Raw genomic sequence first — 24,628 nt, 5'->3', positions numbered from 1 at the left:
TACTCACCTTGCGGGCGCTTTGGTGAAAGTAACGGCTGTCCATTGGAAATAATAGGTAGGCGGAGTGCTTGGTTGTAAGCGAGAACTGCCAGAAGCGAAGATATCCTTCTGAATGGTACAATGTAAATATAAGTAGAAATGAATACTATCGGAAGGATGTTTGGCATGAGCGAATCTAATCAGGAGTATATCGTAATCTCCGGTGCGAGGGAAAACAATCTCAAGAACGTATCCTTACGCATTCCCAAGCGGAAGATTACGATCTTCACCGGTGTATCTGGCTCCGGCAAGTCATCGATCGTCTTCGATACGATCGCCGCAGAATCCACGCGATTGCTGAATGAGAACTTCAGCATGTTCGTGCGCAATTTCTTGCCCCGCTATCCGCAGCCGGATACGGACGCGATCGAGAACCTGAGTATGGCGGTTATCGTGGACCAGAAGCGACTGGGGGGCGGCTCCCATTCCACGATGGGCACAATTACCGATATTTCTCCCATTCTTCGCCTGCTCTTCTCCCGAATAGGTCAGCCCAATGTTGGACAAGCGCATATGTTCTCCTTTAATGACCCCCAAGGCATGTGTCCCGAATGCAACGGGATCGGTCGCAGTCTGAGCGTTGACATGAGCAAGGCGCTGGACATGTCAAAGTCGTTGAATGAAGGGGCAATCATGCTGCCGGACTATAAGGTAGACGGCATGGAATGGAATATGCTCGTGCAGACGGGCTTCGATCCTGACAAGAAGCTGATCGATTATGCGGATGAGGAGCTAGAGCAGCTGTTGTACGCCAAGGCGAGGAAAGTGGAGATGCAATTCGCCGGGAAAGCCGTGAATATTACAGTAGAAGGCGTCATGGAGAAGTTCACCAACAAATACATCAAGCAGGATCTAAAGACGAAATCTGAGCGTACACAAAAAGCGGTTGCGCCGTTCATCTCCGAAGGTTCTTGCTCTAGCTGTCATGGTGCGAGACTCAATCAGGCCGCACTGAACTGCAAAATTAATGGCCTCAACATTGCAGAGATGTCTTCCATGGAGGTCGGTCGGCTCATCCGCATCATTCAGGAGATTGACGATTCGGTCGCCGCACCGATGGTCAAGTCGTTGACGGAAAGGTTGCAGCATCTAGTGGATATCGGACTAGACTACTTGACGCTGGATCGTGAGACGGATACCTTGTCCGGCGGCGAGTCGCAGCGTGTCAAGATGGTGAAGCATCTGAGCGGCAGTCTGGTGGATGTTACTTACATTTTTGATGAGCCCAGCGTTGGTTTACATCCCCGTGATGTACACCGGTTAAATGAATTGCTTCAGAAGCTGCGCGACAAGGGCAATACCGTCATTGTCGTCGAGCATGATCCTGATGTGATCAAGGTGGCAGATCATATCGTCGACGTCGGGCCTCACGCCGGTAGTCACGGCGGTACCATCGTGTATGAAGGCAGCTTTGGAGGGCTGCTGGAGTCAGGGACACTGACAGGTACCCATATGAAGCGGCCGATCCAACTGAAGCAAGATTCCAGGAAGCCGTCCGGCAAGTTATCCATTGTGGATGCTACACTGCACAACCTGCGGAACGTGAGTGTTGATATTCCAACCGGAGTGCTGACCGTAGTTACGGGTGTCGCCGGCTCAGGTAAGAGTACGCTGATAAACGAAGTATTCCTCAGCAACCATTCGGATGCGATCGTCATCGACCAATCGGCGGTAGGCGTGTCAACACGCTCGAATCCCGCGACCTACACAGGGATCATGGATGATGTGCGCAAGGCCTTTGCTTCGGCGAACAAGGTCAACCAAGGCTTGTTCAGCTTCAACTCCAAGGGGGCTTGCGAGAACTGCCAAGGTCTAGGGGTTGTGTATACAGACCTTGCATTCCTCGAAAGCGTCAAGCTGCCGTGCGAAGTCTGCGGAGGAAGACGGTTCAAGGAAGAGGTGCTCGCATACAAGCTGAACGGCAAGTCAATTGCAGAAGTGCTGGAGATGACGGTGGAGCAGGCATTGGAATTTTTTGAGCTAAAAGAAGTTGTGCGCAAGCTCCAGGCGATGAGTGATGTGGGGCTAAACTATATTACACTCGGCCAGCCACTTAGCACGCTCTCCGGCGGGGAATGCCAGCGCATCAAACTAGCAAGCGAGCTGCACAAGAAGGGCAGCATCTACGTGATGGACGAGCCGACAACTGGCCTACATATGTCAGATATCGGTCACCTTCTGGAGATCATGAACCGCCTCGTGGATACAGGCAATACGGTAATCGTCATCGAGCACAACCTCGATGTGATCAGCCAAGCGGATTGGATTATCGATATGGGACCGGACGGAGGCAGCAACGGCGGTCAGGTGGTCTTCGAGGGCACGCCTCCGCAGATCATCCATGCGGAGCAGTCGATCACGGGAAGATATTTAAAGTAATGCATCTAATCTACTTTCGTAATGTATGGGAGCCCAATGAAAAAGCTGCTATGGCATAACGAATTCAGATCTCCTCATGGGAAACCGGAGGAGATTTTTGTTATGTCAAAGAAAATATCAGAAAATAACAAATGATCTTGACATTAAACCAGGTGGTTAGTAAAGTGGTGATTACAAGCAACCTATCGATCGATCGATCGACTCGAGTTTTCTGCAATCATCAGTAGAAAGGAGCGCGCTTTTTTGACGAAAGAAAAAATATTTCAAGCAGCATTACGACTATTCGCAAGAAAAGGATTTGAAGCAACCAGCATACGTGATATCGCTCTAGAAGCAGAGGTAACCTCTTCCACCCTCTATCATTACATGAAAACAAAAGAGGATCTGCTCGTTGCCATCATGCAAGAAGGGTTACAGACCCTACTTGGAAATGCAAAGGAAGTGCTCGCTGAGCTTGAAGCGCCTGAACAACAATTGGCAGCGTTTGTACAGCTTCATGTTACCAGCCATGCCATTGACAAGCTAACAGCATTAGTAGTAGATACCGAGTTCCGTGCGCTGACAGGAAATACGCGCGTAGAAATTGTCAGGTTGCGCAGTGAATATGAGCTGCTATGGCAGCGTATTTTAACGGGCGGATTAGAGGGGGGCGTATTTACGATAGAAAATACAAAGCTTGCCGTCCTGGCTTTGCTTCAAATGTGCACGGGTGTCGCCCATTGGTACTCACCCGATGGCCCAAATTCATTGGAAGAAATCAGCTTGAATTTTTCCGATATGGCGCTTGCACTCGTTCAGGCAAAGCGAAACGGTAAGCAACTGACTGTCTCTGATTTGGATCTGCCTGAACCCGCTCGTTTTTTTATGAAACCATGGCTGGGGGCTGCTGCGCATGAACATTCTTGATGCCCGTGTCCGCTTGCCACAGCAGTTCCGTGAGGCACGCATCGGTGAAATGCGAAATGAGTACGTCGCTCAATATGATGCGGTGTTACAAGTAAGATCGACTATCGCGAAAACGCTCGACGATTTGATTCAAGAAATGAAAGAATCAGGAGTACATCATGCCATTATGCATGCAGAATACGAATTCGGCGAGGATGGGGATGCGCTGAATGAAGCATTGGCAAAAGTCATATCCGCTCACCCTGAACTCTTCTCAGGATTCGGTACGATTTCAATGGAGCATTTCAGACCGATGCGCGCTGTCCAACAAGTGAGCCGCATCAGAGAGCTGGGCTTTCTGGGAGTAAACATCCAGCCTGCATTTTTTGAGATGCCGATCGATGATCGCAAATTATATCCCGTATACGCAAAGGCTGCCGAGTTAGGCTTGGCAGTTGCCATTCATACGGGAATTAATTATTCGATGATTCATCCAATCCGGAATGAACACCCGCTGTTGCTAGATCAAGTCGCCTGTGATTTCCCAGAATTAACATTGATCGCGTGTCATGGGGGGTGGCCCTGGGTGCCTGAAATGGTTGCCGTAGCGCGCAAGCACCCCAATGTTCTGATGGATTTGGGCGGGCTTTCTCCAAGGTATTTGGGGGTGCAAGGAGCAGGGTGGGAGATGATGTACAGGTTAGTAAACAACCTCTTGCAAGATCAAATCCTCTTTGCAACAGACTGGCCTGTATTTCCTCTGAAACGCGCGATTGCAGAATGGAAGGAATTAAGCATAAAGCCCGAGGTGCTAGAGAAGGTACTCGGTTCGAATGCAAGAGCATTGTTTTCCAAAATAAAGGCGGAGGTAAAAAAGAATGACAACACGTAAGGCGGTGGTAGAGTGTGAGATCCATCAAGAGATAGGCTGGATTCACCTGAATCGCCCCGAGCGGTTAAATGCGGTGATTCCACAATTGGTAGAGGAGCTGTATGGATCGCTCGATAAGTTGGAACGGGAAGGAGTAAGGGCAGCAATACTGGCTGGCCGCGGGAATGCTTTTTGTGCAGGACATGATTTGCGTCATGAAGAAAAGCCTGCAAATGAGACTGAGATACGCCTTAATCTACAGAAAATTCAGGATATAACACGAAAGATTCAGCGCGTTCCTTTTCCGGTGATCGCTGCGGTCCATGGTTATGCATTAGGAGCAGGGTGTGAGTTTGCACTCGGATGCGATTTGATCATCGCCGCTCAAGATGCCGAATTCGGCTTTCCGGAAGTGAGTGTCGGACTTAGTGTTACCGGAGGAATCTCGCATATCCTTCCCATCGCGATCGGACTGGTCCGGGCGAAAGAATTGCTGTTTTCGGGCGAAAGGTTTGGTGCATCGCAAGCACTGCATCTAGGACTCATCAACAAGGTAGTGGATCATAAAGTGTTAGCTGAAGAAGCTGACAAGTGGGCGAAACGGTTAGCTGAGCTCCCGCAAGTAGCGCTTGCAAAAGCCAAATTTGCGCTAAATCGCGGGGCACAATGCGATCTGGAGGCAGCTTTTGAATTGGAGATCGAGCATGCGCTGGCAACCGTGCAAACGATCGAATCCAAGCAGGCGGCTGAAGGGTTCCGAAAAAAAGGATCGGTATAAAGAAGGAGGGCTGAAACCTTTTGGACTTGCAAGAAATCAAGTCTTTGACGGCGCGGGCTGCCAAACGATGGGGAGAAAAAATCGGGCTTGTCTTTGATGAATGGAATGAACAACTATCATTTAAGGAGATAGAAGACCGTTCCAACCAGATCGCCAACATGCTCCAAGTGCTGGGCGTAGGCTATGGGGATCGGGTAGCCGTCATGCTGAGGAACCAGCCGGAATTCCCGCTTACTTGGCTGGCGTTGGCAAAACTGGGCGCGACTATCGTGCCGATAAATGTAAATTACAAAGAGTACGATGCACAGTATATCCTCCACCACTCCGAAGCAATCGTTATCGTAACTTCACGGGAGTTTTTATCCCTGCTACAGAAGATCAGACCTTCCTTAGAAACCCTCAAAACAATCCTCTCAGTAGACCAATCAGACGATCCCAACGCTGTCGATTTCAGAACGATGTGTGAAACAGCGCCCACGACACCAACAGCGCTTACCGTTTTTCCTGAAACTTTAGTCAACATTCAATATACATCCGGCACGACAGGCTTCCCCAAGGGGTGTATGCTTTCCCATGAATATTGGCTCACCATAGCTAAAAAGATGATCGAGCAGCATCCTAATTTGACCACTTCAGATGTACTGTTAACGGCGCAGCCCTTTTACTATATGGACCCGCAATGGAATTTGCTGGGTGCGATCGCTGTGGGGGCAAAGCTTGTGGTTCTCGATCGATTTCATCCTTCTACATTTTGGAAGAAAGTACGGCAATATGGCGTTACCTTTTTCTACTGCCTGGGGATCATGCCCACGCTAATGGTCAAAACACCACGCTCGCCCTTAGACAGGGAAAATAACGTTCGCACCATCTTTTGCTCGGCCATTCCCCCGCATCTGCACCGCGAATTGGAAGAGCGATGGGGCGCGCCATGGTATGAGGTTTTTGGCATGACAGAGACAGGTGGAGATATTTCGGTAAAACCACACGATCATGACCGATTGCTCGGAACAGGCTGCATCGGAAAACCGGATAAAGACCGGACCGTCCGCATCGTTGATATTCACAACCGACCCGTTTCGAGAGGCGAGGTTGGCGAGCTCCTCCTACGGGGCTTGGGGATGATGGATGGCTACTATAAAGACCCTGATGCGACTTGCGCTGCCTTTCAGGGCGGCTGGTTCCACACCGGAGATTTGGTCCGAATGGACGAAGGCGGATACATCTATTATGTCGGCAGAAAAAAGGAGATGATTCGCCGGAGCGGGGAAAATATTTCGGCTGCTGAGGTTGAGGAAGTCATGAAAATGCATCCGGCCGTGCAATATGCTGCCTGTCTTCCAGTGAAAGATGAAATACGTGGGGAAGAAATCAAGGCATACGTGGTAGTGAAAGCGAGCCAAACAGTGCCTCCTCATGAGTTGATCTCTTATTGCGCCGAGCATCTTGCTTACTACAAGGTTCCACGATATTGGGAATACCGAAGTGAATTGCCTCGTACCCCATCTGAGCGTATAGCCAAGCATGTACTGGCGAACGAAAAAGCAGATCTTCGCATCGGTTCCTATGATCGCATGGATGATAGCTGGAGATAACATGCAAATGGAGAGGAAGATAGGGATGAATAGTTGGGTAAAGGTACTGAAAGAGCTGACAGAGGCTTCCGGAGTTCCCGGACAAGAACAGGAAGTGCGAGAATTAATGCACACGTACTTGGAACCGCTTACAGAAGAAGTGTTCACAGATAATCTGGGAAGCATAATCGGGCAGAAAACAGGCCTGGCCAATGGACCCAAAATCATGATGATGGGCCATATGGATGAAGTGGGGTTCATGGTAACGCGTGTCATGAAGGATGGATTCATCGCCTTCCAGCCGCTTGGTGGCTGGTGGTCGCAGGTGATGCTGGCACAGCGCGTGAACATTAAAACATGCAAAGGGGATATTGTCGGCGTAATCGGGTCAAAACCGCCGCATCTGCTGTCTTCGGAAGAACGAAAGAAAGTGGTTGAAATCGAGCGGATGTTCATCGATATCGGAGCATCCAGTGCAGAACAGGCAAAGGAGCTTGGAATTCGCCCAGGTGATCCGATTGTGCCGATCTGCCCTTTCACGGTGATGGCGAATGACAAGATGTATATGGCAAAAGCGCTCGATAATCGCGGCGGTTGCCTGACAGCCATTGAAGTAATGAAACAGTTACAAGAAACGGATCACCCCAACATCGTATTTAGCGGCGCTACTGCACAAGAAGAAGTGGGATGCCGTGGTGCATTCACGAGCACGTATATGGTGCAGCCAGATATATTCATTGCATTGGAGACGGGGATAACGTTTGACACGCCAGGAAGCGCCGACTCTCCTAATTTGCCTGATATCAAGTGCGGTGGCGGGCCTACCATTGGTCTATTCGACGGCTCGCTCGTGCCCAATCGGAAATTGCGGGAACTGTTATTTGATACGGCTGAAGAGGAAGGCATCCCGTATCAATATGGTGCTATTGCAGGTGCGGGTACGGACGCAGGAGCTGCACATATGGTTGGCAAAGGGGCTCCATCAGTTGTTATTGCAATCCCTGCGCGCTACATTCACAGTCACGCTTCCATTCTTCATCATGATGATGTGGAAAATACGGTGAAATTGCTGACGGCTCTCGTCAAAAAGCTGGATCAAAAAACGGTTGATTGGCTCAAATCGTAGGAGGCAAGGATATGTCCCAAACAAGGGAGAGTGGTGTCATTCATGGGGATAAGAAAGCGGGAAACCACCACGTTTGTGAGCATTGTCCTTTCCTGTTTCGTATTGTTGGCAAGCGTGGTCGGCTGCGGGACGCTTGCCACGAAACCAGATACGGATGAAGGAAAAAAAGATGCCAATATATCCGAGAAAAAGGGCGGTACGATCACCGTTGCGATCGGCAGTGAACCAGATACACTGGATGTCCACAAATCGACAGCGTTAAGCACGGAGGGGGTCGCGCTCAATCTAGGGGGGGCTCTCCTTTACAGAGATCCCCAAACAAATGAGGTCAAGCCCCATCTGGCCGAATCGTACTCCATTTCGGAAGATGGGAAGACATGGACATTTCGCATTCGCCAAGGCGTGACCTTTCATGATGGGACACTGCTTACTGCACAGGCGTACAAGCGAACGTTTGAGCGGGCCATGTCTCCGGAAATCGCTCCGAAAGGCGTAGGGATGGTTCTTGGCATCATCAAATCGATCAAAACACCAGATGATCAGACCCTTATTTTGGAGTTGAATGAACCATCTGCCACGCTCCTCACCTATTTCACTTCCGCGAGCTGGATGCAGCCGCTCTCGGTGGACGCGGTGCAAAAGTTTGGGGATCAATACGGAAGGAATCCGGTCGGTGTCGGTCCATGGAAGATAGATAGCTGGAAATCAGGAGACTCTATCACGCTGATTCAAAATGATGCGTATCGCTGGGCACCGCCCTTCTTTAAAAATCAAGGACCACCGAGGCCGGACAAATTAGTTCTGAAATTGATTCGAAATCCGCAAACGGCTGTCGCTGCTTTGGAGAGTGGAACCATCGACATCGCTGATCTGCCTGCGAAAGACGCGAAGAAATTCAAGAACAACAATCGATTTACGGTACTTGAGCAGACAAAGCGCGGCTTGGGGCTGTTTGTCGAGCTGAACTTGAATAACGAGATTTTACAAGATAAAAATGTACGCAAAGCGTTGCAAATGGCAGTAAAGAAAGAGGCTATCGTGCAGTCGCATCTGCAAGGCGAAGGAATTGTTGCAGATGGTCCGCTGCCAGCAAATTTGTTCGGATACGATCAATCCATTGCCCAATATGCATACAAATACAACCCCGAGGAAGCAGTGAAACTCCTGGAAGAAGCCGGATGGAAACTGAATGCACAAGGGATAAGGGAGAAAGCAGGAAAACCGCTTCAACTCGAATTGTTGAGTATGGAAGTATGGTCTCAACCTGCCCAGTTGATGCAAGGAATGTTCAAAGCGATTGGGGTAGACGTGAAAATCATTACTCTGGAAGGCAGCGCAGTCGACCAGTTAACTGCTGCCGGCACATTTGACTTGGCGCTGGATGGATACGTCGCTGATGACCCTGATATCTTGTTTCCGTTCATGCATTCAACTCAGATCGGTGGGATGAATCGTTCAGCCATCCATGACAAAACGATCGATTCCTTGCTGGAAAAGGGACAGGTGACGATGAAGAGCGACGATAGAGCGAAAATTTATGAAGATCTTCAGAAGCGCGCTGTGGAGGAGGCGTTTTGGATTCCCATTTACACGGAAAAACGGTTTGTCGTAGTAAACAACCGTGTTCAGGGACTGATGCTTGATCCATCCGGACTGAAATTGTATCAGGACGTGTGGGTTAAGTAAACGAGGAAACAAAAAACAAGGAGAACAGGTCATGAACAATCAGGAATGGATCGTGAGTTATGAGGAGTTTGTCCGGGAAACAATGATGGGAAGCAAGGTGCCTGGGGCTGCAATTGGAGTGGCCAAAAACGGACAGCTCGTTTATGCCAAAGGCTTCGGCTATCGTGATACCGAGCAAGACCAGGTAGCGACAGTTGATACTTTGTTCGGAATCGCTTCGATTACGAAATCGTTCACCGCTATTGCGATCATGCAGCTACAGGAAGCCGGAAAATTGACGGTTGCCGATCCTGTTTCCCGTTTTTTGCCAGAGTTTCATGTAAAAACGGGAAGTGGAACGGAAGCAATCACCATTCACAACTTTCTAACCCATTCCTCCGGTTTGCCGCCATTATCTTGCGTCGATGAAGCACTCAAACGTGGGATGAACACCTATGAGGAATTAATGACCTATATGGCACAACTGGAATTTACTTTATTGGGCGCACCAGGAACGGAGTTCAGTTATTCCAATGATTGCTATACGCTACTGGGAGCAATTGTTGAGCGGGCAAGCGGCAAGCCATATTCGACGTATGTGAAGGAGCATATTCTCCAACCAGCGGGAATGCAGCATAGTTGCTTTTCTTTGGAAGAGTTGCACGGGTACGAGGATAGGACACCGCTATTTGAGACACCGCCGTTTCAATCATCCGGCGGATTAAAATCAACGCTCACCGACATGATGAGATACACCGAGCTGTTTCGCACGAAAGGTTTGATTGGCAAGGAACGAATTCTTCGCACGGAAAGTGTGCAGCAGATGACCACCCCTTATTTCCGATGCGAACAACACCAATATTACGGGTATGGTGTAGCGATTACACCCAATTTCTACGGATCTGTGATGCTGGGTCATAGCGGCAGAGAGAAAGGGATCCAAGCCTACATGAGCATCATCCCCGAGAACGGGTTGGCTGCCGTGGCGCTCACCAATCTCAGCGGTTCGCCGGCTGCCGCATTGGCACATGGCACGTTTCACTGCATCGAGAATCGTCCTGCGAAATCAACGCATGTCACGTATAAGGAATATGACCTCCCGACAGATCGTCTGCTTGAATATGCGGGCGAGTACGGATCTATGGAAGGAATTCATCTTCAGGTAAGCGTGGATGCAGGTACGCTGATCGTAACGGTCGATCATTCAGACTCATTCTCTTTAAAAGCTATCGACGAAGACGTTTTTCTCACGAACGTTGAAGGTTCGGATCAAACCGTACGCTTTATACGAGACGGAAGTCAAACGGTAATTCGCATGATGGGCTCCTATCGCCAAATTCCCAAGCGAGTTTAGCCGTAAGCAATGAATACGCATTCTTGGAAGAGAGGAGTGAACGAATCATGAAACAGTATTTGTTGAATCGGATGCTATCAGGAGTGATTGTCCTCCTCGGCATTTCCATCTTTTCGTTTGCGCTCGTTCATTTTATTCCTGGAGATCCGGTACGGATCATGTTAGGGGAAAAGGCTACAAAAGCACAAGTGGAACAGTTACGTGAGCAAATGGGGCTAAATCAGCCCCTTCCTCATCAGTACCTGACCTACATGGAAAAAGCCATCCAAGGGGATTTCGGGACTTCCTTACAAACAGAAAGACCTGTCATCGTGGAAATAATGGAACGGTTTCCGGCAACGGCCAAGCTAGCCTTCGCTGGGATTGGCATCGCGGTCGTGATTGGCTTAACGATGGGAATAATCGCTGCGAAATACAAAAATACGCTCTTGGACTTTATGCTGATGGCAGCAGCTTCGATCGGATTATCGCTGCCGAGCTTCTGGCTGGGGTTAATCGTAATCATGTTATTTTCCGTTCAATTAGGCTGGTTTCCCATCGCGGGCGGTACGGGATGGAAGGATCTTATTTTGCCTGCTTGTACCTTGGGCGTTTTGTCTTCCGCGATGATCAGCCGACTGACGCGTTCAGGTATGGTCGAAGTGCTTTCCCATGATTACATTCGAACGGCACGGGCCAAGGGATTGAGGGAGTCGATAATCCTATTTCGACACGCCTTGTGCAATGTCATGATTCCTGTTGTTACGGTGGTAGGCTTGCAAATCGCGACTCTGCTGGGTGGGGCGGTTATCATCGAACAAGTGTTCAACTGGCCTGGTATCGGCGCATTGGCTATCCGTGCGATTTCAGCCCGTGATTTTCCGATGATTCAGGGCATTGTGCTGCTTATGGGCTTCGTCTATGTTGTGGTAAATATGATGGTCGACCTCCTCTATGGTTTGATTGATCCGCGTGTCGACCTCATTACGGAAAAGGAGGGGCGGTAACTTGAATGAGGTGAGCAAAACTGTCGCACATGGGGCGACGCATGCCAATTCCCCGATTTTCCCCAAGCTTGCCTTTTGGGAAAAAATCAAGAAACAGCGAGCAGCAAAACTAAGCTTGGTGGTGCTTTTACTCATTTCTGCGATCGGCATCGTCGGGCCTTGGATCGCTCCTTATGACCCTACTGAAAGTAATTACGAAGCCTTTTTGCAAGGCCCGTCTGCCAAGCATGTTCTCGGAACGGATGCGATCGGCCGCGATTTGTTTTCCCGTATTTTATACGGAACGCGCGTAACGCTTGTGGTTGCTGTCATGGCGGTCGGCATCACCGTATCGGCAGGAACGATGATTGGTGTCATCAGTGCGTATATGGGAGGATTTATTGATCACCTGCTCATGCGGATTATGGATATTTTGCTCGCCTTGCCGGGGATCATTTTGGCCTTGGCCATTGTCGCGGCGCTTGGACCGAGTCAAACTAATGCGATGATCGCAATCGGCATTTCTTCGATTCCCAGCTTTGCGCGTCTGATCAGGGCAGCGACGCTCGTCATCATGTCGTCTGGATATGTGGAAGCCAGCAGATCGATCGGGACGCCGAGCTGGTGGATCATTCTTTTCCAGGTTCTCCCCAATATTACGAATGTATTGTTCGTTTACATGACACTGTTCGTCGGGGGAGCGATTCTCGATACGGCTGCATTGGGCTTTATCGGCTTGGGCGCGCAGCCGCCGACTCCCGAATGGGGGACCATGTTGAATGAAGGAAAAGATTATTTGTCCGATGCCTGGTGGCTTGCGACATACCCAGGATTGGCCATCACCATTGTCGTGTTGGCAGTAAACCGGCTGGGAGATGCCTTGCGTGATATTTTTGATCCTCGTACGCAAAAGTAAATGGGCAATAAGCGGATTGGAGAGGGGGACTCCATTTATGGACAATGTATTGGAAGTGACAGGGCTGACAACCCGGTTCTCGAAAGAGTCGGGTACGGTTACGGTTGTTGATCAGCTTGATTTACATGTGAAAAAAGGGGAGACGCTGGGAATTGTCGGAGAGTCGGGGTGCGGCAAGAGCGTCACTTCGCTCTCGCTCATGCGACTGTTGGACGATAATGCCACTTTGACTGGAAGCATTCGATTCAACGGGAAAGAAGTACTTGCGCTGAGTGAAGCGGAGATGCGCAGTCTCAGAGGCAAGGAAATGGCGATGATTTTTCAGGAACCGATGCATTCGTTAAATCCGGTGTTGACGATCGGCCGACAAATCAGTGAGGTACTGCACGAGCATGAGGATGAAAGCAAAGCGGCGGTAAAGCAACGGGTACTGGATTTGCTTACCGTGGTGGGCATCTCCCGAGCGGAAGAGATTTACAGGGATTACCCGCACCGTTTGTCAGGAGGAATGAGGCAGCGGGTGATGATTGCCATGGCGATCGCATGTAATCCGTCATTATTGATCGCTGATGAACCGACGACCGCATTGGATGTGACAATTCAAGCGCAAATCTTGAATCTGATCAAAAAAATCAGAAGGGACATCGGCATGTCAGTGATCATGATTACGCATGATTTAGGGGTGGTAGCTGAAGTATGCGACCGCGTCATAGTGATGTATGCGGGACAAGCGATTGAAACAGCCGACGTACGGTCGTTGCTGCGCAATCCGAAGCACCCATACACCGTAGGTTTGCTCCAATCGACACCAAGGCAACGCACAAAGAGGCTTCACAGCATAAAAGGCAGTGTGCCGACACCGGAAAACAAACCAAATGGGTGCCGGTTTGCCCCGCGATGCGATAGAGCGATGGCGATATGTTGGGAGCGAAATCCTGTGCTCCGTCCAGTGGATCAGCATTCTTCTTGTCGATGCTGGTTATTTACCCAAGACAAGGATCATGAACAGGAAAGCTCGGTGATAGGTGGATGACGACTCCAATCCTGGAAGTGAAAGGGCTGCGCAAGCTGTTTCGCATGAAAAAAGGGTGGTTACAACAACCGCATGATGTTCATGCTTTAAACGGGATTGATGTGAGCGTCTATGAAGGAGAAACGCTGGGGATTGTCGGGGAGTCAGGCTGCGGAAAGTCTACATTGGGAAAATGTATTCTGCGTTTGCTGGAGCCGGTCCAAGGCGAAATTCGTTTCCAAGGTAAAGAAATAGGAAAAATGAACAAAAACGAAATGCGTGCAGTAAGGCGAAATATGCAAATGGTTTTTCAAAATCCATTTGAAACATTGAACCCGAAACTAACGATCGGGCACATCTTGACAGAGCCGCTGATTTCGCACGGTATTCCTCGAGAGCAGAGACAAGCGCTACTGGAAGAAACGATTGAGATTGTCGGCATGAGCAAGCAGCATCTATCTCGCTATCCTCACGAATTTTCCGGAGGGCAAAGACAACGAATTGGCATCGCCCGCGCCCTGATTCTTCGACCAAAGCTGATTATCGCAGATGAGCCTGTCTCCGCACTGGATGTGTCGATTCAATCGCAAATCCTTAATTTGCTGCAGGATTTGCAAGAACAATTTTCCTTGACCTATGTTTTCATTTCGCATGATTTGAGCGTAGTTGAGCACATTGCCGATAAAGTGGCGGTCATGTATTTAGGTGAAATCATCGAGTATGCTGAGAAAGAGAAGCTGTTTGGACGACCGCTGCATCCCTATACACAAGCATTGCTTTCAGCCAAACCCATCACCGATCCTGATGATACGCGAGAGCAAATTGTGTTGTCCGGAGATCTCCCGTCTCCGTCTAATCCGCCGAAGGGATGTAAATTCCATCCGCGCTGCCGGTCCAGCATGGAAATATGCAAAGTCGAGTTGCCAAAGCTGAGTGAAATAGAAGGGCAATCGGTCGCTTGTCATCTCTATCAATCATTTCCCGCAATCGATCCTTCTTAAAGCAAGGTGACTGCTCCATAATTCTGGAACCTTTAGTTTGCACGGTACATCGGATAAAAGGAGGAGAGAAATGTTTGATCTTGGGATCCCGTTTAAAAAAATGAATGGCTGTGGCAACGACTTTATTGTAGTAGACAATCGCGATGGCCTGTTGAACGAGGTTGCGCTTTCAGCCTTTGTCCAAAATGTATGCAGGCGAGGCACTTCAATCGGTGCGGATGGGTTCATGCTGCTGGAGAACTCCAACATCGCCGATTTTAAGATGAGGTATTTTAACGCAGATGGCAGTGAAGGAGAAATGTGCGGCAACGGTGCAAGGTGCATGTCGCGCTTTGCGTACCACATCGGGGCAGCCAAGACGAAGATGAGTTTCGAAACGATGGCCGGCATCTATCAGGCAGAGCTCAATCAGAACGGCGTAAATGTCAAGTTTCCCGACGTTCAATTGCAGGCGCTGAAGCTGAATCAACCATATAAGTGGGACGGACCGAGCGGCGTCTACCACTACGGTGTTGTCGGAGTTCCCCACACGGTCTGGTTTGTCGAAAATGTTATCGCGATAGCGGACGACCAGCTCAGAGAATGGGGACGAATGATCAGAAATGATCAGCAGCAGTTTCCCAATGGTACTAATGTAAATTTTGTGGAACTGATTGATAGGCAAACGCTTAGCATCAGAACCTATGAGCGCGGAGTAGAGGCAGAGACCTACGCGTGCGGTTCCGGATCGACTGCTGCAGCAATCATTGCCGGTATTTTAGGACATGTAGACACCTCTGTGAACGTGCTTACTCGAGGGGGACCACTTAAAATTTCTTACCATCTCACAGATTATGCTGCCGAATCCGTTTACTTGGAAGGCAACTCAAAACTGGTAGCAGAAGGACATTTGTTGCCCGATGCATGGACATGAGAACGCCCCATAGTGATAAACCCTTCTGTTACAAATAAGACACAAGGTGACATATTTAAAGGTCTAAAATGGAAGTAGATGATCAACGAAAGGAGTAACTATTTATGAAACGAAGAATCATTTTAGATCTAGCCGTTACCTTAGATGGTTTTATTGAAGGGAAGAATGGGGAAGTTGATTGGTGCATAATGGACGCTGAAATGGGGTTTGTTCATTTCTTACATCAAATTGACACGATTCTATATGGAAGAAAAAGTTATGATTTATGGGGACAATTTTCTCCAGAAATGGAACATACAGATACGGAAAAAGAGATTTGGGGATTGGTTCAAAGTAAAGAAAAATATGTGTTTTCCAAGACACAAAAAGGGACTGATCATAAAGCAATATTCATCAACGATCATATTCTTGAAGTAGTCAATCAATTAAAGAATAAGCCTGGTAAAGACATCTGGCTATATGGTGGAGCTAGTCTTATTACAACTTTTATCCATTTAGAGCTTGTAGATGAATTTCGATTATCTGTTCACCCTGTTATTTTGGGAGAAGGAAAACCGCTGTTTATGGATATAAAGCAGAGGGTGAATTTGAGTTTGGTGAATACAAAAACTTTCTCCTCTGGCGTTGTGCAACTCATCTATCATTTGAATGGGAAATAATATTCAGGATCGTATGTCACTTCTTCAACGAACGAGGTTAGCTATTTCAATCATCACAGCGGTGAGCCAAAGACTGTATTTTCAGGTCATGGGTCGCCGCTGTTTTATTATTCAAAGTCAGTTCAAAATCAACTTTTATGAAAATGGAGATTACTTCGTTGGTTTCATCACTTTACAGTTATATAACCAGGTGGCAGCACGTCAATATGGCGTACGGATTGAAGAATCGATGGGGATCGTGGTAGAATTTGTCACGAGATGGCCTCTTTCTTGAATAGGTTTGACGAATTGTATTGGAGCTGAGATAAACCATGAAAACGGAGATCATAAATAGATTCATCTCTTACGCACAAGTTGATACACAATCCGATGAGAACAGCGAAACTTGCCCCTCAACACCAGGGCAGCTAGTGTTGGCCCAAATGCTCGTGGACGAGCTGCAAGCCATAGGTATGCAGGAAGTGACGATGGATTCGAACGGCTATGTAATGGCAACCCTACCATCCAATACAGACAAAGAGATTCCAACAATCGGTTTTCTTGCTCATATGGATACAGCCACCGATTTTACCGGCGCTGGCGTGAAGCCGCAAGTCATCGAAAATTATAATGGACAAGACATAGTCTTGAATGAAGCACTTACTATTGTCCTTTCGCCGCGCGATTTTTCAGAGCTGACTGGCTACAAAGGACACACGTTAATAACGACAGACGGTACCACATTACTTGGCGCTGACGATAAAGCCGGTATTGCCGAAATCATGACCGCTATGGCTTATCTGATTCGACATCCAGAACTAAAACACGGGAAAGTGAGAGTAGCTTTCACTCCGGACGAGGAAATCGGCAGAGGCCCAGACAAATTTGATGTGTCCGCCTTCGACGCGGTATATGCCTATACGATGGATGGCGGTCCTCTTGGCGGGATCGAGTACGAGAGCTTTAACGCTGCATCAGCTATCATTACTTGCAAAGGAAAGAACGTTCACCCTGGCTCGGCCAAAGGTAAAATGGTTAACGCTGCTAAAATAGCCATGGAGCTGCATGGAAGGCTGCCGATTAATGAAACTCCTGAGGAGACGGAAGGCTACGAAGGCTTCTATCATCTGTCTTCCATACAAGGTGACGTCGAGCAAACTCAGCTGCGTTATTTGATCCGGGACCACGATCGTAATCGGTTTCAGGCGAGAAAGTCCCAACTAGCTCGTATCGTAGAAGAACTACAAAAAAAATACGGAGAGAAGCGAATTGAGCTCGAAATCAAAGACGAATACTTCAATATGCGGGAAAAGATTGAGCCTGTAATGGAAGTAGTGGACATCGCTACACAAGCACTAGAAAACCTCGGAATCGTGCCGATTATTCAGCCGATACGCGGTGGTACAGATGGCTCTCAGCTATCCTACATGGGTTTGCCAACACCGAATATTTTTACAGGCGGGGAAAACTACCACGGGCGGTTCGAGTATGTTTCCGTTGACAACATGATGCACGCTGTAAACACCATCATCGAAATCGTTAAGCTGTATGAGCAAAGATCCTGATCACGGGGTATCCTTAATAAAACTCATCTTCCTATCAAAAAGACTTGAGATAACCCGGGTAGAATTTGCTTAAGGGATGTTGTCAGGAGGGAGCGCTTATGAAGAAGAATCAAAAAATTGTAGTGGTTGGTGCAGGTATTGTTGGTACATCCATGGCCTACTACTTATCCAAGCAGAATCAGAATGTCACTTTAATAGAGACGAATTCAACTGCTGCATGTGAAGCCACTAATAAGTCTTTCGGTTGGATTCATTCATCGTATCAGGTATCAGAAAATTTTCGACATTTGTATGATGCATCGATAGGCGAATATCATGAATTAAAAAAAGAGATACCTGATCTAGAAATAAAATGGGATGGAGCACTGACTTGGGAAGTCCCCATAGATTATGAGGAGTCTCGTAAACAACCATTAAATCGGCAGCAACTCATAGAATTAGAACCGAATCTAAAGGAATACCCCGAGGAAGCTTATTATGCGTACGAAGAAGGCGCACTAGATCCAATTTTGACTGCAAAACTTTTGGTGAAAAGAGCAGAAGAAAATGGAGCGAGCGTACTGTTTGATACAAAGGCGATGCAAATAATCACAGAGGGTTCTAAGGTTGTTGGGGTAAACACCTCCAATGGTTTTCTAGAAGCAGATGTTATTGTAGTAGCCACTGGCGCAGCTATACCCGAACTCTGTAAGCCATTAGGCTTTGATGTTCCTGTCTCTCCTTCACCTTCTATACTGATCCGAATGAAATCGAAAGAAAAGTTGATCCGCACCTTAGTTTCAAATTCTAAATTTGAAGCGAGACAACTAACCGATGATCTGTTACTAGCAGCGGAAGATTATATCGATGAGTCTGAACAAAATGGACCCGAGGCAGTTGGAAAGCGGGCGTTTGAAATTCTACGGCACAATCTAAAAGGCGGAGAGAAATTGGAGCTGGAAAGCATCCAGGTAGGCTTGAGACCCATGCCTGAAGACGGTTACCCTATTGTTGGATTTCATGACGAAATAAAGGGTCTTTATCTGACCGTTATGCATTCAGCTGTTACACTAGCTCCTATTATCAGCCGTTTAGCTGCGAATGAGATAATAAACAACGTACAAATGAAAGAATTAGAGAGCTGCCGACTAATCAGATTTTTATGTGAAGTAGATTAGGGGGAAAAGGCGATACTTTCGAAAGGGCGGATGTCTAGTAGAGACGATTCGCCCTTTGTCATGATTCATTTCAATCTCTTCACCATGTAACTCCATTTTTTCTCTTTAAATAAAAGATGTGATAGGAAGCTGCTTTCTCGCAAATGCGTATGGAACGATAATCGCTGGTAAAGCTGCTCAGCCCGGGGGTTTTTACCTGCGACGTACAAGCTTAACTTGTCTAGGCTTGGCTGCGCTTGTGCGAAATTGTGCGCCCAATGCAATAGCAGGTTTCCAACTCCTTTGCCTTGATGATTCGGATGGACAACAACATCTGTAATATAACATTCTCCAGCCTGTGGTTTATGGTCTAGGAAAGATAACCCGATGAACATTTTCAGGAGATTCCATCTGCCAAAACGGTAGAAGTTCTTCCATGCAGGAAATATTTGCCTACTATCAAATTCAGTTTTCCACTTGATGGATATCGTCCCGATAACTTCTCCCTCTTGTAGCGCGACCATTCGTTGACTCGCACGATCTGTAGGAACATGATCAAATAATTTTTCGAAAAAGAGGGCGAGCTCGCCATCATTGAGCTTCGTAAGAGTTTGGAATTTCCCACGAAACCCGTGAACAAGAAGTTGACCAATCTGTTGATTGTACGTGGAATGCATCGGTTCTATTGTAATTGGTGATCCAGTCATGATCGGTTTCCCCTTTCGGAATGGGTAGTCGGTTCGATCAAAGCTTGTAGTTCATAGTGCAGTTGTTTTTGACTAAATAGGGATAAGTAAGATCTTTCAATGAGGATCAAGGGTCCCTGTATAACATGAGACTGTGCTGCGGCATAGGAGTAAAACTGTTCAATCACTTGTTCAAGCTCATCCTCTTCATGGATCAGCCTCTGGGTAGACAGATAGTTGCCGCTGGGCAATGAAAAATCGCCAGGCGCTTCTGTTTCCGTGTATAACGTAATGGTTCTGGAATTATCCTCGATAAAATGAAGGTCCGATTCGAACAAGTTCGGGACAGACTTGGCCTGTTCAGTCAACAGTTTCGCGTTTAGCGTTATTTGTGAATCCATTTCTATCCAACGTGCCAAATAGGTGGTTTCACGCCACTTTATTTGGTAGTCATTGGAGTGCGAAATAAAATTCTTTTGTTCATGCAATACCCTGTTTATGAAATGCTGAAGTTCTTGAAGGCGAAGTATCTCTGCATTTATTTCTTTCAAAGAATGATTGAGTAGCTGCCCGTATTGATCAGTAGAATAGGATGTCATGCATTCTTTAATCGACTGGACAGGCACCCCCAATTTGCGCAGCAACAGAATATGGGATAGCTGGTAAACTTGATCCATGCTGTACATCCTGTACTGATTGTTATCTAGGTAAGCAGGTAGAAGAACCCCTTTCTCTTCAAAATAACGAATCTGATGAACAGACACATTCATAAGCCTAGCTAATTCGCTAATGGTAATTTCACTCTTCATAACCGTTACTCCCTATGGATGTTGTGGAATATCTCAACCATAAACCTTAGGTCAGACCTAAGGTCAAGATGTACGTTCAAAGAAAGGCTCTTTTGTAGATGCTCTCGATACCACGCGATATTGACACATCCATGCATTTGGAGATATTGTAGATATAATAAATCTATAATGGATTTTCATGACAGGAGGCCGGTGAGTATGGCGAATATTTGGAATGAGCGCTTTCATTCGGAAGAATATTATTATGGGGAAGAACCTAACGTTTTTATTCAACAACAGGCTTATCGGATAGAACAAGGACAAAAAGTGATCGCGTTTGCAGAGGGTGAAGGCCGGAATGCAGTTTTTTTAGCAAAAAGAAATCTTGAAGTGACAGCCATTGACTATGCGGAGAGCGGATTGCAAAAAACGCAAATACTGGCTCAGAAGCATTTGGTTGACGTACGTACCCAAAAAATTGACCTTTTGGAAGAGGATGTGCCGAGCGAAGAATATGATGTCGCGATTATGGTATATGGCCATTTTCATAAAGATGCGCAGATCTCCGTTCTTCATAAAATGAAAAAGGCGATAAAGCCCAAAGGAATTCTCATGCTTGAGGTCTTCTCCAAGGAACAAGTAAAGTATGGTACGGGCGGGCCTCCAGAACTTGAAATGCTATATGATCCCAAAGATATCCTTGCTTGGTGCGAAGGTCATGAAGTGATCCATTTCTTCTATGGTGAACAAGAGCGTGTGGCAGGTAAGGCCCACAATGGATTAGCCCATGTTATTCAGCTTGTATTACGAAAATGATGCGGAAGCTACTGGGGCTTCCGCATCTCGATCAATTTCATGATCCACCATATTTTCAAAAGAATCAGAGATGTAAATAACCTTTACTATAATACGCAATAAATCCCATCGACTTTATGAAAGGAAGTGTACATAATGACAGATCAAGTAAGTAGTGTACCTGTATTTTCACAAACGATCACTGACTTTTGGCAGGAGCAATTTTTGAACGGTGACGTCTTCTATAGCGATGAATCCTTTACTGTTGCCATAAATCCTACACTTGACGAAGTAAGTCGGGTCATGATGCTGGAAACCTCCGACGGGCGTGTTATGGCGGTCTTGACACCTGCGCTGGCTGATAAGATAGGTCTCTTTCAACAACAATCCTTGTCTGAGTCGACCTTTCGCCAGAAATTGAATGAAGCGGGCATCACACTGCATGGCGCAGATTATCTTTTTTATTTTTCAAAAGCGGATAAGAACGTATTGCTGCATGAAAATCTGGAAGGTAACTTGCGCCGGCTTACCGAGCAAGATGAGGCTGTTTTCTCCGAGTTCACATCTTCCGCATCGGAACAAGACTTGGACGACGCTTATGTAGAATTGGATCACTGGGCGGTGTTCGGCTCTTTTGAGCAAAATTGCCTAGCTAGTGCTGCCAGTATGTATCCATGGGAAGTGGATCTGCAAATTGCGGATCTCGGCGTACTGACGCTGACGTCCTTTAGAGGAAAAGGGCACGCCCGCCAAGTGGTGCGTTCCATCTGTAAATACGCCTATGGTCAGGGATACGAACCACAGTACCGATGCCAACTCGATAACCATGCGTCTACTGCCTTGGCGAAGGCAGCGGGTTTCACACTGTTTGGAAAATGGGAAGTGATTTCTCCGGATTCTACTGACTGAGAATCCCATGTCATGTCATAGTGCTCGAACCATTCTTTTTGATCACATGGTAGGAAGACATGATCAACATAAACAAGGATGCGAAGTTGAAACGATTACGCACAAAAAGCCCACACATTCCGTGAAGAGGAGAATAGTGGGCTTTTTGTGATGGAAGAGAGGCTATCGAGCTGGTGACAAGATCATAATCTAGCCGGTCCCTGCATACGTTAGAATCAGCCATTCGGAAATGAAAGAGTTCATATATTTTATCGTGTTCTTACGATTCCCTCTCTGCCTGCAATACGATGCCAATTACTACTGTCCATAAATCCTTAAGAAGAAAAAAGCAAAAAGATGTTGATTTCTATTGTTAACTGCTATATAAATTAATTAGAAGTATTATTATTTAATACTTAATTTAAATGACGGGAGAGGGACAAATGGACTCTATGGCAACAGCTAACACTGGAAAGTGCCCGTTTTCGCACGGTAGCACTACGAATCACAACCCAAGTGCTACGTCGAATAAACACTGGTGGCCCAACCAGTTGAACTTGAACATCTTGCATCAGCATGACAGAAAATCTAACCCTATGGGCGAAGACTTCAATTATGCAGAAGAGTTCAAAAAGTTGGACTACCAGGCTCTCAAGCAGGATCTTTATGATCTAATGACAAACAGCCAAGAGTGGTGGCCTGCCGACTACGGACATTACGGGCCATTATTTATCCGTATGGCTTGGCACTCCGCTGGTACATATCGTACAGGTGACGGACGTGGAGGTGCTGGAACTGGCACACAGCGTTTTGCTCCACTTAACAGCTGGCCAGACAATGCCAACCTTGATAAAGCTCGTCGACTGCTATGGCCGATCAAGCAAAAATATGGCAACAAGATCTCTTGGGCCGACTTGTACATTCTAGCAGGTAATGCTGCTATTGAATCCATGGGTGGGAAGACAAGGGGTTTTGGAGGCGGACGCGCGGACGTTTGGCATCCAGAAGAAGATATTTACTGGGGCGCTGAAAAGGAATGGCTAGGCGATAAGCGTTACTCCGGCGATCGTGATCTCGAGAATCCGCTTGCTGCTGTTCAGATGGGTCTTATTTATGTGAACCCGGAAGGTCCGAATGGGAATCCAGATCCGCTTGCAAGCGCTCGCGACATTCGCGAAACCTTCAAACGCATGGGAATGAACGATGAAGAAACCGTTGCACTCGTGGCAGGTGGCCATACGTTCGGTAAGGCTCACGGCGCAGGAGATGCTGCTCTTGTTGGACCAGAACCGGAAGCTGCTCCTGTGGAAGCAATGGGCTTAGGATGGCAGAGCACACACGGTTCCGGTAAAGGTCGCGATACCATCAGTAGCGGTATTGAAGGTGCCTGGACTGCGAATCCAACTCAATGGGATAATGGTTTCTTTGAACTACTGTTCGGCTATGAATGGGAGCTGACCAAGAGCCCTGCAGGTGCACACCAGTGGGTTGCAGTAAATCCTGCTGCTGAGCATCTTGCACCAGATGCAGAAGACGCATCCGTTCGTGTTCCTACCATGATGACCACTGCGGATATGGCCTTGCGTATGGATCCAGCATACGAAAAGATTTCTCGTCGTTACTATGAGAATCCAGAGGAGTTTGCAGATGCATTTGCAAGTGCATGGTTCAAACTCACACACCGTGACATGGGGCCTCGTACAAGATATTTAGGTCCAGAAGTTCCAGCAGAAGATTTTATTTGGCAAGATCCTGTACCTGCAGCTGAGTATGAGTTAACCGATGCAGATGTAGCTGAGCTGAAGACACAGATATTAGACTCGGGCCTTACCGTCAGCGAGCTGGTAACAACGGCTTGGGCTTCCGCTTGTACCTTCCGCGGCTCGGATATGCGTGGCGGCGCAAATGGTGCTCGCATCCGTCTTGCTCCACAGAAGGAGTGGGAAGTAAATGAGCCTAAAAAACTTGAAAAAGTACTTACGATCCTGGGAGTCATTCAAGAGGACTTCGGCAAGAAAGTCAGCTTGGCCGATTTGATTGTACTCGGCGGTAGTGCCGCAGTCGAAAAAGCTGCACAAGATGCTGGCTTTGATGTAACGGTTCCTTTTGCTCCTGGACGTGGTGATGCAACCCAAGAGCAGACAGATGCAGAAAGCTTTGCCGTGCTCGAGCCAATCGCTGATGGTTTCCGAAACTATCAGAAGAAGCAGTACCGTGTAAGCCCTGCAGAGCTCCTGGTAGACAAGGCACAGCTACTAAATCTTTCGGCACCAGAAATGACTGCACTCGTTGGAGGTATGCGTGTTATTGGTACAAACCACGATGGCACACAACACGGTGTATTCACGGATCGTGTAGGTACACTCACAAACGACTTCTTTGTTCACTTGCTAGACATGGGCGTACAGTGGAAACCTGTAGACGGAGGCGTATTTGAAGGACGTGATGGCCAAACAGGTGAAGTCGTGCGTACAGCGACTGCAGTTGACCTCGTATTCGGTTCAAACTCTGTTCTGCGTGCCGTTGCAGAAGTTTATGCGCAAGACGATAACAAAGAAAAGTTTGTGCGTGACTTTATAGCGGCATGGGTGAAGGTAATGAATGCAGATCGTTTCGATCTTAAAGAAGCATAATTTGAAAATATAAAGCAAAGAACA

The 24,628-nt window shown here is 47.5% G+C and carries 21 protein-coding genes; 19 read left to right on the top strand and 2 right to left on the bottom strand.

The genetic code is table 11. The features are described 5' to 3' along the window. Positions 1-165: 165 nt before the first annotated feature. The 16 genes from C7R92_RS13415 (at position 166) to C7R92_RS13340 (ending at position 18,835) form a co-directional block, all read left to right on the top strand. Positions 166-2,418 (top strand): ATP-binding cassette domain-containing protein, encoded by a 2,253-nt coding sequence (locus C7R92_RS13415; protein ID WP_106834599.1) that lies wholly within the window; start codon positions 166-168, stop codon positions 2,416-2,418. 243 nt (positions 2,419-2,661) lie between these two features. Continuing rightward, complete coding sequence (locus C7R92_RS13410) at positions 2,662-3,324, top strand: TetR/AcrR family transcriptional regulator (RefSeq protein WP_106834598.1); 663 nt, start codon at positions 2,662-2,664, stop codon at positions 3,322-3,324. Continuing rightward, positions 3,311-4,195 (top strand): amidohydrolase family protein, encoded by an 885-nt coding sequence (locus tag C7R92_RS13405; RefSeq protein WP_106834597.1) that lies wholly within the window; start codon positions 3,311-3,313, stop codon positions 4,193-4,195. The genes C7R92_RS13410 and C7R92_RS13405 overlap by 14 nt, the downstream gene beginning before the upstream one ends. Continuing rightward, on the top strand, positions 4,182-4,952 hold the full coding sequence (locus C7R92_RS13400; protein WP_106834596.1) for an enoyl-CoA hydratase/isomerase family protein: 771 nt from the start codon (positions 4,182-4,184) through the stop codon (positions 4,950-4,952). The genes C7R92_RS13405 and C7R92_RS13400 overlap by 14 nt, the downstream gene beginning before the upstream one ends. Positions 4,953-4,972: 20 nt before the next feature. Continuing rightward, positions 4,973-6,544, top strand: coding sequence for an AMP-binding protein (locus C7R92_RS13395; RefSeq protein WP_106834595.1), 1,572 nt, complete (start codon positions 4,973-4,975; stop codon positions 6,542-6,544). Positions 6,545-6,569: 25 nt separating this feature from the next. Then, entirely contained in the window at positions 6,570-7,649 is a 1,080-nt protein-coding gene (locus tag C7R92_RS13390; protein WP_106834635.1) for a M42 family metallopeptidase, read from the top strand. A gap of 42 nt (positions 7,650-7,691) precedes the next feature. Then, a complete protein-coding gene (locus C7R92_RS13385) occupies positions 7,692-9,335 on the top strand; it encodes an ABC transporter substrate-binding protein (protein ID WP_106834594.1) in 1,644 nt (547 codons plus the stop codon). Between the two features lie 31 nt (positions 9,336-9,366). Then, positions 9,367-10,668: a serine hydrolase domain-containing protein gene (locus C7R92_RS13380; protein WP_106834593.1), complete on the top strand. Its 1,302-nt coding sequence runs from the start codon at positions 9,367-9,369 to the stop codon at positions 10,666-10,668. Positions 10,669-10,715: 47 nt separating this feature from the next. Further along, complete coding sequence (gene nikB / locus C7R92_RS13375) at positions 10,716-11,654, top strand: nickel ABC transporter permease (RefSeq protein WP_106834592.1); 939 nt, start codon at positions 10,716-10,718, stop codon at positions 11,652-11,654. 1 nt (position 11,655) lies between these two features. Beyond that, the gene (locus C7R92_RS13370) at positions 11,656-12,549 is read left to right on the top strand and encodes an ABC transporter permease (RefSeq protein ID WP_106834591.1); all 894 of its coding nucleotides are present in this window, start codon (positions 11,656-11,658) and stop codon (positions 12,547-12,549) included. Positions 12,550-12,586: 37 nt separating this feature from the next. Then, positions 12,587-13,582, top strand: coding sequence for an ABC transporter ATP-binding protein (locus C7R92_RS13365; protein WP_106834590.1), 996 nt, complete (start codon positions 12,587-12,589; stop codon positions 13,580-13,582). Continuing rightward, positions 13,579-14,562, top strand: a complete 984-nt coding sequence (locus C7R92_RS13360; RefSeq protein WP_106834589.1) for an ABC transporter ATP-binding protein — start codon at positions 13,579-13,581, stop codon at positions 14,560-14,562. The genes C7R92_RS13365 and C7R92_RS13360 overlap by 4 nt, the downstream gene beginning before the upstream one ends. A gap of 70 nt (positions 14,563-14,632) precedes the next feature. Then, entirely contained in the window at positions 14,633-15,475 is an 843-nt protein-coding gene (gene dapF, locus C7R92_RS13355; RefSeq protein ID WP_106834588.1) for a diaminopimelate epimerase, read from the top strand. A 104-nt stretch (positions 15,476-15,579) separates the two neighbouring features. Beyond that, complete coding sequence (locus C7R92_RS13350) at positions 15,580-16,134, top strand: dihydrofolate reductase family protein (protein ID WP_106834587.1); 555 nt, start codon at positions 15,580-15,582, stop codon at positions 16,132-16,134. Positions 16,135-16,445: 311 nt separating this feature from the next. Further along, positions 16,446-17,678, top strand: coding sequence for a peptidase T (gene pepT / locus C7R92_RS13345; protein ID WP_106834586.1), 1,233 nt, complete (start codon positions 16,446-16,448; stop codon positions 17,676-17,678). Between the two features lie 98 nt (positions 17,679-17,776). Then, on the top strand, positions 17,777-18,835 hold the full coding sequence (locus C7R92_RS13340; protein WP_106834585.1) for an NAD(P)/FAD-dependent oxidoreductase: 1,059 nt from the start codon (positions 17,777-17,779) through the stop codon (positions 18,833-18,835). 65 nt (positions 18,836-18,900) lie between these two features. On the opposite strand, the gene C7R92_RS13335 is transcribed toward C7R92_RS13340, so the two are convergent. Next, positions 18,901-19,521: a GNAT family N-acetyltransferase gene (locus tag C7R92_RS13335; RefSeq protein ID WP_106834584.1), complete on the bottom strand. Its 621-nt coding sequence runs from the start codon at positions 19,519-19,521 to the stop codon at positions 18,901-18,903. Further along, positions 19,518-20,309 (bottom strand): MerR family transcriptional regulator, encoded by a 792-nt coding sequence (locus C7R92_RS13330; RefSeq protein ID WP_069844976.1) that lies wholly within the window; start codon positions 20,307-20,309, stop codon positions 19,518-19,520. Before C7R92_RS13330 ends, C7R92_RS13335 begins: the two co-directional genes overlap by 4 nt. Before the next feature lie 198 nt (positions 20,310-20,507). Between C7R92_RS13330 and C7R92_RS13325 the strand changes: the two genes are divergently transcribed. From C7R92_RS13325 to katG, 3 genes are all read left to right on the top strand, one after another. Further along, positions 20,508-21,104 carry a class I SAM-dependent methyltransferase gene (locus C7R92_RS13325; RefSeq protein ID WP_106834583.1) on the top strand — a complete coding sequence of 199 codons (597 nt, stop codon included), beginning with the start codon at positions 20,508-20,510 and terminating at the stop codon, positions 21,102-21,104. Positions 21,105-21,239: 135 nt separating this feature from the next. Then, entirely contained in the window at positions 21,240-21,992 is a 753-nt protein-coding gene (locus C7R92_RS13320) for a GNAT family N-acetyltransferase (protein WP_106834582.1), read from the top strand. Positions 21,993-22,414: 422 nt separating this feature from the next. After that, positions 22,415-24,604, top strand: a complete 2,190-nt coding sequence (katG, locus tag C7R92_RS13315; RefSeq protein ID WP_106834581.1) for a catalase/peroxidase HPI — start codon at positions 22,415-22,417, stop codon at positions 24,602-24,604. Positions 24,605-24,628 lie beyond the last annotated feature (24 nt).

This window comes from Brevibacillus porteri (assembly GCF_003013475.1).
Classification (GTDB): domain Bacteria; phylum Bacillota; class Bacilli; order Brevibacillales; family Brevibacillaceae; genus Brevibacillus; species Brevibacillus porteri.
This window is presented reverse-complemented; position numbering and strand designations above follow the sequence as displayed.